Origin of the sequence: Streptomyces sp. NBC_01465 (genome assembly GCF_036227325.1) — a bacterium.
Classification (GTDB): Bacteria; Actinomycetota; Actinomycetes; order Streptomycetales; family Streptomycetaceae; genus Streptomyces.
This window is the reverse complement of sequence record NZ_CP109467.1, coordinates 5,347,863-5,360,730: the sequence shown is the minus strand read 5'-3', so window position 1 is coordinate 5,360,730 and position 12,868 is coordinate 5,347,863. Positions and strand designations below refer to the sequence as shown.

Annotated in this window: 13 protein-coding genes; 3 read left to right on the top strand and 10 right to left on the bottom strand. The window is 70.6% G+C overall.

The annotated features are described in order from the left end of the window. Positions 1 to 52: 52 nt before the first annotated feature. Both OG707_RS25290 and OG707_RS25285 read right to left on the bottom strand, forming a co-directional pair. Complete coding sequence (locus OG707_RS25290) at positions 53 to 946, bottom strand: S1 family peptidase (protein ID WP_329122069.1); 894 nt, start codon at positions 944 to 946, stop codon at positions 53 to 55. A gap of 84 nt (positions 947 to 1,030) precedes the next feature. Beyond that, positions 1,031 to 1,486 (bottom strand): hypothetical protein, encoded by a 456-nt coding sequence (locus tag OG707_RS25285; RefSeq protein WP_329122067.1) that lies wholly within the window; start codon positions 1,484 to 1,486, stop codon positions 1,031 to 1,033. Between the two features lie 51 nt (positions 1,487 to 1,537). Between OG707_RS25285 and OG707_RS25280 the strand changes: the two genes are divergently transcribed. Further along, the gene (locus tag OG707_RS25280; RefSeq protein ID WP_329122065.1) at positions 1,538 to 1,996 is read left to right on the top strand and encodes a MarR family winged helix-turn-helix transcriptional regulator; all 459 of its coding nucleotides are present in this window, start codon (positions 1,538 to 1,540) and stop codon (positions 1,994 to 1,996) included. A 57-nt stretch (positions 1,997 to 2,053) separates the two neighbouring features. Here OG707_RS25280 and OG707_RS25275 read toward each other — a convergent pair whose 3' ends face one another. The 4 genes from OG707_RS25275 to OG707_RS25260 form a co-directional block, all read right to left on the bottom strand. Further along, positions 2,054 to 3,532, bottom strand: coding sequence for a GntP family permease (locus OG707_RS25275; protein ID WP_329122063.1), 1,479 nt, complete (start codon positions 3,530 to 3,532; stop codon positions 2,054 to 2,056). A gap of 171 nt (positions 3,533 to 3,703) precedes the next feature. Continuing rightward, positions 3,704 to 4,114: a RidA family protein gene (locus tag OG707_RS25270; protein ID WP_329122061.1), complete on the bottom strand. Its 411-nt coding sequence runs from the start codon at positions 4,112 to 4,114 to the stop codon at positions 3,704 to 3,706. Further along, positions 4,111 to 4,896, bottom strand: coding sequence for an IclR family transcriptional regulator (locus tag OG707_RS25265; RefSeq protein WP_329122059.1), 786 nt, complete (start codon positions 4,894 to 4,896; stop codon positions 4,111 to 4,113). Before OG707_RS25265 ends, OG707_RS25270 begins: the two co-directional genes overlap by 4 nt. Continuing rightward, entirely contained in the window at positions 4,893 to 6,287 is a 1,395-nt protein-coding gene (locus tag OG707_RS25260) for a sugar kinase (protein WP_329122057.1), read from the bottom strand. Before OG707_RS25260 ends, OG707_RS25265 begins: the two co-directional genes overlap by 4 nt. 115 nt (positions 6,288 to 6,402) lie before the next feature. On the opposite strand from OG707_RS25260, the gene OG707_RS25255 reads away from it, so the two are divergent. Together OG707_RS25255 and OG707_RS25250 are read left to right on the top strand one after the other, a co-directional pair. Beyond that, positions 6,403 to 7,665, top strand: a complete 1,263-nt coding sequence (locus OG707_RS25255; RefSeq protein ID WP_329122055.1) for an amino acid deaminase — start codon at positions 6,403 to 6,405, stop codon at positions 7,663 to 7,665. A 17-nt stretch (positions 7,666 to 7,682) separates the two neighbouring features. Continuing rightward, complete coding sequence (locus tag OG707_RS25250; RefSeq protein ID WP_329122053.1) at positions 7,683 to 9,290, top strand: N-acyl-D-amino-acid deacylase family protein; 1,608 nt, start codon at positions 7,683 to 7,685, stop codon at positions 9,288 to 9,290. Positions 9,291 to 9,360: 70 nt separating this feature from the next. Here OG707_RS25250 and OG707_RS25245 read toward each other — a convergent pair whose 3' ends face one another. From OG707_RS25245 to OG707_RS25230, 4 genes are all read right to left on the bottom strand, one after another. Continuing rightward, positions 9,361 to 9,783 carry a hypothetical protein gene (locus tag OG707_RS25245; RefSeq protein ID WP_329122051.1) on the bottom strand — a complete coding sequence of 141 codons (423 nt, stop codon included), beginning with the start codon at positions 9,781 to 9,783 and terminating at the stop codon, positions 9,361 to 9,363. 101 nt (positions 9,784 to 9,884) lie between these two features. Beyond that, complete coding sequence (locus OG707_RS25240) at positions 9,885 to 10,700, bottom strand: hypothetical protein (protein WP_329122049.1); 816 nt, start codon at positions 10,698 to 10,700, stop codon at positions 9,885 to 9,887. Beyond that, entirely contained in the window at positions 10,673 to 11,449 is a 777-nt protein-coding gene (locus OG707_RS25235) for a hypothetical protein (protein WP_329122046.1), read from the bottom strand. The genes OG707_RS25240 and OG707_RS25235 overlap by 28 nt, the downstream gene beginning before the upstream one ends. Positions 11,450 to 11,461: 12 nt before the next feature. Further along, on the bottom strand, positions 11,462 to 12,844 hold the full coding sequence (locus OG707_RS25230) for a putative T7SS-secreted protein (RefSeq protein WP_329122043.1): 1,383 nt from the start codon (positions 12,842 to 12,844) through the stop codon (positions 11,462 to 11,464). Positions 12,845 to 12,868 lie beyond the last annotated feature (24 nt).

Below are 12,868 nucleotides of genomic sequence, written 5' to 3'. Positions count from 1 at the left end.
ATACGCAGCGCCCGCCGCTCCCCCGGCGGGCGCTGCTGTGCATCCGCTACGGCTACGGCTTGGGCAGCGTGCAGCCCGCGCGGGTCAGGTCGATCTTGTTGCCGATGCCGACGCAGGCGACGATTCCGTACGTCTCCTGCGCGTAGTTGATGCCCTTGCGGACGGTGACCGTGCCGTCCGCGGCGACCTCGCACGGGTTGTTCTCCGTGCAGCGCGCGCCGTCCTCATTGCCCGTGTTGTTGACGGCGACGACCTTGCCGGTCGTCGTGTCGATCACCGGGGAGCCCGAGGTGCCGCCGATGGTCTGGCAGGCGGAGGTGTAGCGGACCGAGTCCTTCCAGGTCCAGTCGCCCTCCTTGAGGCGGTAGACGAAGCCGTCGATGCTGCAGCTGTACGTGCGCTTCCAGTAGCCGGAGACCACCTTGATGGCGCTGCCCTGCGTGGGGTGGGCGGCGTTGAGTTCCAGGGCCTTGATGCCGTAGGAGCTCTGGATCTGGGCGTAGGTGGAGGTCAGTTCGTACAGGGAGATGTCGGTGTCCGTCATCGTCCCGTACGCGATCTTGCTCGCCCGGAGCGTGGCGACCTTGGTGCCCGCGCCGTTCAGGAGCGAGAAGGTGCGGGTGGAGGGGCGGTCGACGATGACCTCGCCCGCGGCCGGGAAGCCGGTCTCCAGGCAGTGGCCGTTGGAGAGCACGAGGGCGGGGTCGGTCGACTGCGAGTCGGGCATGCGGATCACGGAGCCGGAACAGTTGCTGAGCGCGACCGTGCCGGCGAAGTCGACCGCCTTGACTGCGGGTGCGGCTTGGGCCGCGGGTGCGGCTTTGGCTGCGGGTGCGGCTTTGGCTGCGGGTGCGGGGCTGCTTGTGGCTGCCGCCGCTGTCGCGGGTGCTGCTGCAACTCCCAGGAGGAGGAGTGACAGCAGGGCACCGACGAGAGGCTTTTTCATGGGGGGTCCCCTCTGTGACCGAAGTTCTTTCGGTTTTGACATGCGCATTGTTAGCGCATGTGCGGCAGAGGAGGGAAGAGTGCCTTATTGGCCGCGGGAGCCCAGGTAGTAGCCGATGACCGGGGCGATCTCGGTGAACCACTCGTGGAGCATGGCCGCATTGCGGGCCGAGACCGACCCCTCGAAGAAGCGTCCGTCGGGCAGGACCACGGCGACCATCAGGACGGTGCCCACGGGGCCCGCCTTGTAGTGGACGGTCTGGATGTGGTGCCAGGGGAAGTCCGCGGTCTGGCCCTGGTGCTCGAAGGAGACTCCTTCGGCGTCGACGACGATCGCCTGGCGGCGGTCGGCGGCGAGGAAGTCCGGGTGGGGGGACGGGGCTTGGGGCTGCTGCGGCTGCTGGGGTTGGAACGGCTGTTGTGGCTGGAAATGCTGCTGCGGCTGCTGCGGTTGCTGGGTGGGGAAAACAGCGGGCGGCGGGCCGAAGCCCTGCGGCGGGTGTGCCGGGGGTGGGGGGTACTGCTGCCCTGAGTTCTCCATGGCGCCACAGTATCAAGTCAGATACATCATTCTTGATGTAATCTCGGCCCCATGAACGCAGTCGAGCTGTTCCTCCTTGGCCGCACCCTGATGAAGATCGGCGAGGCCGCGCTGCCCACCGAAGGCATCGGCAAGCACACCACCAGCGTCCGCACCGTGATGATCGTGGCCGGCGACGCACGGCAGAACCCCGGCAGCGCGGTGGGCGAGATCGCCGCCCGCACCGGGCTGCCGCAGAGCGCGGTCTCGGCGTCCGTCGCCCGGCTGCGTACCGCCGGCGCCGTCGTGACCGAGCCCGACCCCGCCGACCGCCGCCGGATGCTGGTCAATCCGGCGCCCTCTGTCTCGGACCGGGTCGAGGAGGTACGGGCGGCCTCCGTCGACTCGGTCCTCGCCACCGCCCTCGACACCGACGACCCCGAGCGGGTCGCCGCACTCGTCGCCACCCTGGAGGCGCTGGCCGCGGAGCTGACCCCGCAGGCCATCGCCCGCGTACGCGCGACGGACTGAACGGACCGAGGGGCGCCCGGAGTTGACCTCCGGGCGCCCCTCCATCGTGGTTACTGGCTAGATCACCAGGCTGAGCAGTGCCGCGACTGCGAAGCCCGCGACCGACAGGACCGTCTCCAGGACCGTCCAGGACTTCAGGGTGTCCCGCTCCGTGATGCCGAAGTACTTCGAGACCATCCAGAAGCCGCCGTCGTTGACGTGCGAGGCGAAGATCGAGCCCGCCGAGATCGCCATGATGATCAGCGCGAGGTGGGCCTGCGAGAGGTCCTGGCCCTCGACGAGGGGGACGACGATGCCGGCCGTGGTGACGATCGCGACCGTCGCCGAACCCTGCGCGACGCGCAGCACGACGGAGATCAGCCAGGCGAGCAGGATGACCGGCAGGCCCACGTCGTTGAAGGTCTTGGCGAGGGCGTCCGCGATGCCCGACGCCTTGAGGACCGCACCGAAGACACCGCCCGCGCCGACGACGAGCAGGATGTTGCCGACCGGCTTGAGGGACGCCGTGGAGACCTGCTCCAGGGACTTGCGCGACCAGCCGCGGCGGATGCCGAGCAGGTAGTACGCGAGGAACAGCGCGATGGTCAGCGCAACGAACGGGTGGCCGAAGAACTCGATCACCGAGCGGAACGTCGACGGGTCGAGCGCGATCGAGGAGAACGTCGCGAGCAGGATCAGGATCAGCGGGGTGCCGATGATGGCCAGGACCGCGGTGAGCGAGACCGGCTCCTCCTGGGACTTCACGCCCTGCGCCGTACGCTCGGCCAGGACCGCCGCCTTGGCCTCCTCGGAGGCGTCGAGCATGTCCTGCGGGACCTCAACGAAGAGGCGCTTGCCGATCCAGGAGGCGTAGACCCAGGCGCAGAGCAGCGCCGGGATACCGACCGAGATGCCCATCAGGATGACCCAGCCGAGCGACACGTGGAACAGCGCCGCCGCGGCGACCGGGCCCGGGTGCGGGGGCAGGAACGCGTGGGTCATGGAGAGGCCGGCGAGCAGCGGCATCGCGTACAGGACGATCGACTTGCCGGAGCGCTTGGTGGCCGCGTACACGATGGGCGCCAGCACGAAGATGCCGACGTCGAAGAAGACCGGGATACCGAAGATGAGGCCGGTGAGGCCCATCGCGAGCGGGGCGCGCTTCTCGCCGAAGAGGTTGAGGAGGCGGGCGCTCAACGTCTCGGCGCCGCCGGAGACTTCGAGGATCGCGCCGAGCATCGTGCCGAGGCCGATGATGATCGCGATATGGCCGAGGGTGCCGCCCATGCCGGTTTCGATGACCGAGGTGGCGGTGGACTTCTGGACCGTGCCGAAGAGTTCGGTGACGGAGAGACCGGCGCCGAGGCCGACGGCTATGGAGACGGCGAGGAGGGCCACGAACGGCTGGATCCTGACCTTGATGATCAGGACGAGCAGCAGGGCTATGCCGAGCGCGGCGACGAGGAGCAGGCCCGTCGTACCGCCGATGAGGGGGAGCAGACCGCCGGTGTGCGGGGTTGGCGGGGGGACTGCGGGGGCTGCTGCGGCGAGCATCATGCGGTGAACTCCATTGTTTCCGTGGTGCATTCGGGCATGGGGGGATCACGGCACGGCGCCGCAGAGGAGCGGGTGGGCGCCGTGCCGTGGGGGTGCGCGTGCTGGTGCGGGTTTAAGAGACTCACTCGGGTTTCGCCGTGTGGTGGGGCGGGTGGACGCTGGCCGGCTGCTTTAGCCGAGTACGGCCAGCGCGTCGATCTCGATGAGCAGGCCGGCGGGGAGACCGACGTAGACCGTGGTGCGGGCCGAGGCCGGGGCCTTCAGGTTCTGCTCCTCGAAGTACGCGTTGTAGATCTCGTTGAGCTCGGCGAAGTGCGCGGTGTCCGTGAGGTAGACGCGCATCATCATCACGTCGTCCCAGCTCGCGCCGCCCTCCTCCAGGATCGCCTTGACGTTGGCGAAGGTCTGGAGGGTCTGCTCGCGCAGGGTCGGGCCCGCGGGGGTCGGGGCCTGGCCCTCGACGGCCGGCAGGAAGCCGACCTGTCCTGCGACCTGCAGGATATTGCCCTTGCGGACGCCGTGCGAGAACTTCGCGGGCGGGGCGGTGTGGGTGGAGGGGGTGAGAGCGGTCTTCTCGGTCATGCGACTGATCCCTTGGGGGTGTTGGGGGTTGTCTGTGCGGGTGTCCTGCCGGAGTACTCGCCGCTGATCGCGTCCGCGGTACGGCGTACGAGCGGGAGCAGGGTGAGGAGTTCCTCCGCCGTGACGACGACGTTCGGCGCCGACATCGACATCGCTGCCACCACCCGGCCGTCGGCGCCCCTGATGGGGGCCCCGATGCAGTTGATGGACTCCTCGTGGCCGCCGAGGTCGGTGGCCCAGCCCTGTTCGCGTACGACGCTGAGCTCCTTGAGGAAGGCGCCCGCGTTCGGGGTCGAACGGGCCGTGTAGGTGGGGTAGTCGAGCCGTTCGGCGATGGCGCGCCGCTCGGGCTCGGGGAGGTCGGCGAGGAGGAGTTTGGCCACGGCGGCGACGGTGATCGCGACGGGTTTGCCGATGCGCGAGTACATCCGGACCGGGTAGCGGCTCTCCACCTTGTCGATGTAGAGGACCTCGTTCTCCTCGTACACGGCAAGGTGGACCGTGTGGCCGACCTGCTCGTTGAGGGCGGTGAGGTGGGGGTGGGCGATCTCGCGCACGTCGAGGTTCTCGACGGCCTCCTGCGCGAGGGCGAACAGGCGGGCGCCCAGGCGGTAGCGCTGGTCCTGCTGGCGGTAGACGAGGCCGTGCTCGTGGAGGGTGCGCAGCAGGCGCAGGGCGGTGGACTTGTGCACGTCCAGGCTCGTCGCGACCTGGCCGAGGTCGGCGGGGCCGCGGGCGAGCAGGGGCAGGATCGAGAGCGCCCTGTCGACGGTCTGGCTCATGGGGTACGTACCTCCTCGGCGGCCTGCGGCGAGGTCGTCGTCCAGCCGGGGCCGAGACGAAGTGTCCCCCAGGCGGCGTCGTCGAGGGCGACAAGCCGGTCGGCGTGGGCGCGGGAGGGCGGGGCGGCGAGGTCGGCGGGGGTGGTGAGGGCGGCGGCGGCCATGAGGTGACCGTGGCGTACGCGGTCGCGTACGGGGAGTCCGCGGAGGGTGCCGGAGAGAAACCCGGCGGCGAAGGCGTCGCCGGCACCGACGGGGGCGACGACGTCCACGCGGAGGGCGGGGACGTCGGTGACGCTGTCGGTGACGCGGGTCTGCGCGGCGGGGGCGGTTTCGGCGACGCCGGTCTGCGCCGGGGCGCGGTCTGCGCCGCCGCTGCGCGGAGCCATGTCCCCGACCCCGCCCCTTCCCGAAACCTGGGGCGTTGCCCCCGGACCCCCTGACGCGGCCTCCGGCCGCTCGTCCTCAATCGCCGGACGGGCTGAATGTGCCTGGTGCGCGCTTGCATTGCGCGGCAGATTGTTCGCGGGGATTTGCACGCGGGCCGTTTCTGCGCGGGCCGTTTGCACCCGCACGTGCAAGCCCTCACCGGCAAAATCCAGCCCCTCCGGCGATTGAGGAGCGGGGTCCGGGGCGGAGCCCCGGAGGAGGTCCGCCCCGGTACGGGTGAACACCGTCGCTCCGGCCGAACCTCGCTTCACCACCAGCGTCGCCGGCTCCGGGAGCGCCTCCCGGATCGCCTCTGCGCCATGCAGACCCCACGCGCCCTCCGCCTCGTCCTCACCCACGAAGACCAGGTCCGCACCCCGCGCCAGTTCCAGCAGCACCTCGGGGCCCTGGCCCGAACGCCACAGCCCCGGGCGGTAGTTCACGTCAAAAGACACCAGGGGGCGACCAGGACCCCGCGTCATCAACTCCCGCATCAGTTCCAGGCAGTCGTCCGACAGCGCCGCCGTGATCCCCGACAGGTGCAGGATCCGGGCCGCGCGCAGGTCCTCGTACGGGACCGTCCGCGGCGACATCGCCGACGCCGCCGAGCCCGCCCGGTAGTAGAGCACCTCGTGGTCCGCCGCCTCGCGGTCGTCCGCCGTACGGAAGTAGATGCCGGTGGGGCGCGACGCGTCACGGCCGACCGCGCTCACGTCCACGCCGTACGCCCCGATCGCCTCGACCAGGTGCTCCCCGAAGCCGTCGGCCCCGACCCTGCTGACCCACTTCGCCGCATGTCCCGCCGCCGCCAGGGCACACGCGACATTGGACTCCGCACCGCCTATCGCGCGGTCGAAGGACGGCACGTCGGCGAGGCGGCCGGGGCGCGCGGGCAGGAACGTGACCATGGACTCGCCGAGGCAGACGACGTCGGTGTCGGCTGTGGTGGGCTGCACGGTCACGGGGTCTGCTCCCTGGGGCACTGGACGACTGGATGGCTCGGATGTTAGACAGCACTGAGCGCGATACGCAATGACCGTTGCACATGTTGCAACGTGGACTCTCCAGGAGGCTCGGATGAACGGCGAAGAAGCCGCAGCAGAGGTCGTCGACCACCGCTTCAAGGGGCTGCCCCCGACCGCACAGGGCCTCACCCTCGCCGCCCTGGCCGCCGAGCGCCGCAACCTCTTCACCGACGGGTTCACCACCCCCGTCCTCGCCCTCTCCGCCGAGTCCGTCGCGCACAATCTCGAGCTCATGGAGACGTACTCCACCCGCCACGGCCTCGCCTTCGCCCCGCACGGCAAGACCTCCATGGCCCCCCAGCTCTTCGCCCGCCAGATCGAGCACGGCGCCTGGGGCATCACCCTCGCCGTGCCCCACCAGGTGCGCGTGGCACGGGAGTTCGGGGTCCAGCGCATCTTCCTCGCCAACGAGGTCGTCGACGCCGCAGCCCTCCGCTGGATCGGCTCCGAGCTCGACGCCGACCCGGACTTCACCTTCATCTGTTACGTCGACTCCGTGCGCGGCGTCGAGCTGATGGACGAGGCGCTGCGCGGGACATCGCGTGCGCTGGACGTCGTCGTGGAGCTGGGCGCGGGCGACGGAGCCCGCACCGGCGCCCGTACCGAGGCCGAGTGCGCCGCGATTGCCGACGCCGTGGCCGCTACGGAGACCCTGCGCCTGGTGGGCGTCGCCGGTTACGAGGGCGAGGTCCCCGACGCCGACGGCGAGCGCGTCCGCGCCTGGCTGCGGCGGCTCGTCGCGCTGGCCGCCGACTTCGACAAGGCCGGACGGTTCGGTCGTACGGACGAGATCGTGATCAGCGCGGGCGGCAGCGCCTGGTTCGACGCGGTCGCGGACGTCTTCGCGGAGATCCCCGAACTGTCCGCCCCCGTCTGCAAGTTGCTCCGCTCCGGCGCGTACATCTCGCACGACGACGGCCACTACCGCCACCTCACCCCCTTCAACCGGGTCCCCGACGAGGGCGCCCTGCACGCCGGGTTCCGGCTCTGGGCGCAGGTCGTCTCCCGCCCCTCCGGCGAGCAGGCCTTCGTCAACGCGGGCAAGCGCGACGCCGCGTACGACCTCGACCTGCCCGAGGCGCAGGTCGTACGGGACGGGCGCACCGGGGAGATCCGGCCCGCCACCGGCATCACCGTCAGCGGCCTCTCCGACCAGCACGGGTGGGTCCGCACCACGGACGAGGCGGACCTGGAGGTCGGCGACTGGGTCGGCATGGGGCTCAGCCACCCGTGCACGTCCTTCGACAAGTGGCAGCTGATCCCGCTCGTCGAGGCGGACGGGACCGTCGTCGACTACATCCGTACGTACTTCTGAGAAGCGGAGCTCCTGTCATGGATCTTGTCATCCGCGACGCCCGCGTCATCGACGGCACCGGCGGCGACTCGTACCGCGCCGATGTGGCCGTGGACGGCGGCCGTATCGTCGCCATCGCCCGCGAGGGAGACGAACGGCCCAGCGCCACACGGGTGTTGGACGCCAACGGGCTCGCTCTCTCCCCCGGCTTCATCGACATGCACGCCCACTCCGACCTGGCGCTCCTGCGCGACCAGGGCCATGAGGCGAAGGCCGCGCAGGGGGTGACCCTGGAAGTCCTTGGGCAGGACGGCCTGAGTTACGCGCCCGTCGACGACCGCACCCTCGCCCAGGTCCGCAAGACCATCACCGGCTGGAACGGCGACGGCAGCGACATCGACTTCGACTGGCGCACCGTCGGCGAGTACCTGGACCGGCTCGACCGGCAGGGCATCGCGGTCAACGCCGCGTACCTCATCCCGCAGGGCACGGTGCGGATGTACGCGATGGGCTGGGACGACCGGGCCGCGACCCCCGCCGAGATCACGCGCATGAAGCAGCTCGTCGCGGAGGGCATGGAGCAGGGCGCGGTCGGCATGTCGTCGGGGCTCACGTACACGCCCGGGATGTACGCGGACGACGCCGAACTCACCGAGCTCTGCCGAGTGGTGGCCTCGTACGGCGGCTACTACTGCCCGCACCACCGCTCCTACGGGGCGGGCGCGCTCCAGGCGTACGAGGAGATGGTCGCCCTCACCCGCAGCGCTGGCTGCGCCCTGCATCTCGCGCACGCCACCATGAACTTCAGCGTGAATGAAGGGAAGGCGCCGGAGCTGCTCAGCCTCCTGGACGCGGCGCTCGACGCCGGTTCCGACATCTCGCTCGACACCTACCCCTACACCCCGGGCTGCACAACTCTCGTTGCCATGCTGCCCAGTTGGGCCAGCGAGGGCGGGCCCGACGCGATCCTCGCCCGCCTCCAGGACGACGCGACGGCGGAGAAGATCCGCCACGTCATGGAGGTCGAGGGCGCGGACGGCTGCCACGGGGTGCCCATCGAGTGGGACACCATCGAGATCTCGGGGGTCAGCGACCCGGGTCTCGCGGGCTGCGTCGGCAAGACCCTCGCGCAGAGCGCGGCCGAGCGCGGCGAGGAGCCGTGGGTCACCGCCCGGCGCCTGCTCATCAACGACCGGCTCGGTTCGACGATCCTGCAGCACGTCGGCCACGAGGAGAACGTCCGGCAGATCATGCGCCACCGCGTCCACACGGGCGGCAGCGACGGCATCCTCCAGGGCTACAAGCCGCACCCGCGCGCGTACGGCACCTTCCCGCAGTATCTCGGCCGCTACGCAAGGGAGTTGGGGGTGCTCTCCCTGGAGGAGACGGTCGCCCACCTCACCTCGCGCCCCGCTGCCCGGCTGCGGCTCTCCGACCGCGGCCTGGTCCGCGAGGGGTACCGCGCCGATCTGGTCCTCTTCGACCCGGACACGGTCGCGGCGGGCTCCACCTTCGAGGCGCCGCGCACGCTGCCGGTCGGCATTCCGTACGTACTGATCGACGGCCGCTTCGTCGTCGAGGACGCCCGCAGGACGGACGTCCTGGCGGGGCGTGCGGTGCGCGGCAGCGCGTACAAGGCGGCCTGACCCCGGTCACCGGAGTGCCGCCCGCCCCGTGGCGAGGGAGGCGGGCGGCACGTTCCAGGGGTGCGGGGCCTCAGCTCGTTTCCTTGCCCTTGTCCTTCTTCTCCTTGTCGCCGCCACCGCGCCAACTCGCCGTCCGCGAGGCCCTGCTGCCGTCGTCGACATGAAGCGCGGCCTCGGTGATCTCGGCCTTGAAGTGCTCGTCGATGTACGCGGCGAGCCGACTGCGCACCGTGCTGTCCGTGACCTTCTCGCCGATGTCGACCCCGCCCCCGTAGTCACCCTCCAGCCAGGCGCCGCCGAACACCCACGGCCTGCGGTCCACGGCCGGGTGCACATTGATGTAGAGGCGCTGCGCCCCGTACGAGATCCGGATCGACTTGGACGTGAAACTCGTCCCGCCCACCCAGGTCCACTCGTAGTCGGAGGTGTGCGCGCTGAGTGTGGTGAGTGCCGTGACGGTCCGCTGCTGAGCCGCGGGTACCGGTGTCGCCATGATGGGTTCCCCCTTGCTGCACGCAGGCCGGGACCGGCCCGGTGGGGGGAGTCTCGTGCGGGGCCGCCATGAACGCCATACGCCAGAAATGGCCGACCGGGTCAGCCGAAGTCGTTGCGGACCGCTTCGGCGTGGCTGCCGCGAGGAGGCGCCTGGGCGGGGATCGGCAGGGGCTGGGCGGCGGGCACGCCGACCGGCACGGCCGCTGCCGGTTCCGGTTCCGGTCCGGCCGCGGGCTCGGGCTCGGGTGCGCCGTCCGTGGTGGCCGGCTTCCCTCCCGGGTAGCCCCAGTCCACCGACTGGACCACCGCCGCGAGGATCTTCGAGTACTGCTCCCACTCCTGCATGGAGGGTGTGGTCAGCTCGAAGCAGAGGACCTCGGTCTGGTTCGGCAGGGGGAGGTAGACCTGTATGACCCCCCGCTCCAGCTGTCCGTCCACACCGAGGCCGGCCAGTTCGTCGGGGAGCGGCGAGGTGTTCCCCTCGATCTTCGCCACGGCGGGTCCGCACGGCAGATGGAGCCGCTCGACATCGGCCTCGGGGAAGGCCTCCCGCAGCCCGGACTCGATCTCCACCACGCGCTTCAGGGGGGCCACCGGGCCCGACTCCGTGTACTCCAGGGTCACGGTGAGCGTGGCCGTGCTCTGTCTCCCGTCCTCCATCTCGAAGAGGCAGAAGCCCGCGTAGACGCCGCCGGCGACGAGGAGTTCGTCGACGGTCGGCACCAGCGACAGCGCCACCGCGAGCTGCTCGTCCGGCGTTCCGCCGGGGGCCAGTTCGGCAGCCAGGTCCGCGAGCCGGTCGGCGGCCTCCTCCTCGTCCGCGACGAGCGGGAGCTCGTGGAAGAAGGGGGGTACCGCGTATCCGACGCAGAGCTGGTCGGCTGCTATCAGAACGGCCTCAGAAGATCCGACCACCGGAATGCGTTCCTTTCGTTCTCGTCCTGGACCAGTTGGCCCACCGGCTCGACCGTGGGACCCGTGTACCGGGGCTCGGCATCGGACGGCTCCGGGGCGACGGCGGCCGGATCGAAGCGGATGTGGCTGTGGTAGGTGCGGTGGTACGGGAACGGGTAGCGCGCCGGGACCGGGGTCCCGGCGCGGCGGGCCGCCTCCACCACGGCCAGGTACGCGTTGAGCCGCGCCTTGGCGGTCTGCCGGTACGGCAGGGCGCGCTGCTTGCGCACGGAACGCCAGCACCAGAGCGCGGTCAGCACCAGCAGGACGCCGCTGACCGCCGCGCCCGTCGTACGGCCCGACGAGGCCGTGACCCCGGCGACGATCGCCAGGATCGCCAGCGGGAACAGGAAGGCCGCCGCGCGGTAGGAGGCGGCTTCACTCGTCTTGTGAACCGTGTACAGCAGCCTCTGCACCGCTCCGTTGTCGGAGAAGTCGAACTGGAGCCTGGCGCCTTCGGCGTGGGCCAGTTGAGCGGTGGCGGGGTGCGCGAGGAGTTCGTGCGCGGGAATGAGCGCACGCTGCTTGGGCGTCGAGTCCTTGTAGTACCAGCGCTCGACCATGCCGGGCGGCAGCGGGTTCTGCGGGTACGCGCCGGGAGGCGGGCCTTGTCGGTACGCGCCCTGCTGGTACGGGCCCGGGGGCGGACCCTGCTGATACGGATTCGGTTCGTACGGCCCCTGCTGGTAGGGGCCCTGGGGGAACGACACGGCTGTCTCTCCTCAGGCCACGGCGGCCAGGAACGGCCTGGGCGACGGGCCCGGCGCGGGCATGGTCGTGATCGGCGGCTCCCCCATCGACGGCCCGGGCGTGGGCATCGTCGTGATCGGGGGCGGCCCCATCGACGGTCCGGGGGTGGGCATCGTCGAGACCGGCGGCGGCAGCGGTGCGGGCGACGGCGTGGGCGCGGGGGCGGCCGGCTGCGCCGGCTGGAACGACTCCTGCTTGCCCCCGTCCCCGCTCACGAGCCCCCACGCACCGTGCACCGCACTGAGCGCCTTCGAGCCCAACTGGACGGTTTCCGGGGCGACTTCCTTCCCGAACTTCGACAGGAGCTTGCTGCCGAGCTTCGAGGAGATCGTGCTGCCCGACATCCCGGTGACGGCCTTGCCCGCGCCCGTGACGCGTTCCATCAGCGAGGCGCCCTTCCCCAGCGTGGCGAGCGCCTTCACACCCTTGCTGCCCCCGGAGATGAACTTCCCCGCCGCGCCCACGCCCGGAATCACCCCGAGCGCGTCGACCCCGATCTTCCAGGCCGGTGTCCCGTTTCCGCGCGCATTGCCCATCCAGTGCCCGGCCATGGCCCCGGCGGAGGCAACGGTCGCACCTGCCAGGACGACGGCCGCGACGGGCGCACCCACCCCGGTCGCGGCGAGCGCCAGACCGACCACCGTCAGCCCCGCGCTGATCGTCGACAGCAGATCCGCGTTGTCGACGAGCCAGTCCAAAGACCCCCGCCAGGCCGCCTTCAGCCCGTCCATCGCCCTGTCCCACCAGTGGAAGTCCGGCGGGTGGTTCTCGGACGCCTTGAGGATCGCGCGTTCCGCGTCGCCCGCGCGGTCCTTCCAGGTGGCCTGGAGGTCCTCGGCGCGGTCGATGATGTCCTGCAACGTGTCGTTGGCGCTGTTCAGTTGCTGGACGGAGGTCTCGTACGCGCGCTGGGCGCTCTCCGTCTCCGGCGTGATCGGCGTGCCGACCAGCTTCATGACGGCTTCGCGTTGCGCGTTGTACGTGGCCTCGCGGTCCTTCACCCGCGACCGTGCCTCGATCGCGTCCTCCTCCAGGCCGTTCGCCCGGCCCTGGAACCCTTCGAGCAGGCCGTGCCAGGTGATCAGCGCCTGCTTGCAGTCGCGCATCGAGTCCGTGCCCTGCTTGAGGTACTTCGGCAGATCACCCAGTTTCTTGGTGAACGCCTCGGCCGCCTCCCCCTCCCACATGCCGCCGGTCTCGCCGACCTGCTTGAGGGTGTCGTGCATGTCTTCCAGGTACTCGCTGACCAGGCGCACGTCCGTGGCGAGGCCGTTGATCGTGTCGAGATCGCCGCGGGCCGGGTTGAAGCCCAGTCCGGGCCAGTCGTAGTTCTTCTGCTGGGTGAAGTACGCCATGAGCTCGGCGCCCCTTCCGGTTTC

Excerpts from the sequence above, each read along its gene's own strand:
- OG707_RS25250 (WP_329122053.1), top strand. The coding sequence starts at position 7,683 with ATGGATCTTGTCATCCGCGACGCCCGCGTCATCGACGGCACCGGCGGC.
- OG707_RS25275 (WP_329122063.1), bottom strand. The coding sequence starts at position 3,532 with ATGATGCTCGCCGCAGCAGCCCCCGCAGTCCCCCCGCCAACCCCGCAC.
- OG707_RS25255 (WP_329122055.1), top strand. The coding sequence starts at position 6,403 with ATGAACGGCGAAGAAGCCGCAGCAGAGGTCGTCGACCACCGCTTCAAG.
- OG707_RS25280 (WP_329122065.1), top strand. The coding sequence starts at position 1,538 with ATGAACGCAGTCGAGCTGTTCCTCCTTGGCCGCACCCTGATGAAGATC.
- OG707_RS25290 (WP_329122069.1), bottom strand. The coding sequence starts at position 946 with ATGAAAAAGCCTCTCGTCGGTGCCCTGCTGTCACTCCTCCTCCTGGGA.
- OG707_RS25245 (WP_329122051.1), bottom strand. The coding sequence starts at position 9,783 with ATGGCGACACCGGTACCCGCGGCTCAGCAGCGGACCGTCACGGCACTC.
- OG707_RS25265 (WP_329122059.1), bottom strand. The coding sequence starts at position 4,896 with ATGAGCCAGACCGTCGACAGGGCGCTCTCGATCCTGCCCCTGCTCGCC.
- OG707_RS25230 (WP_329122043.1), bottom strand. The coding sequence starts at position 12,844 with ATGGCGTACTTCACCCAGCAGAAGAACTACGACTGGCCCGGACTGGGC.
- OG707_RS25270 (WP_329122061.1), bottom strand. The coding sequence starts at position 4,114 with ATGACCGAGAAGACCGCTCTCACCCCCTCCACCCACACCGCCCCGCCC.
- OG707_RS25285 (WP_329122067.1), bottom strand. The coding sequence starts at position 1,486 with ATGGAGAACTCAGGGCAGCAGTACCCCCCACCCCCGGCACACCCGCCG.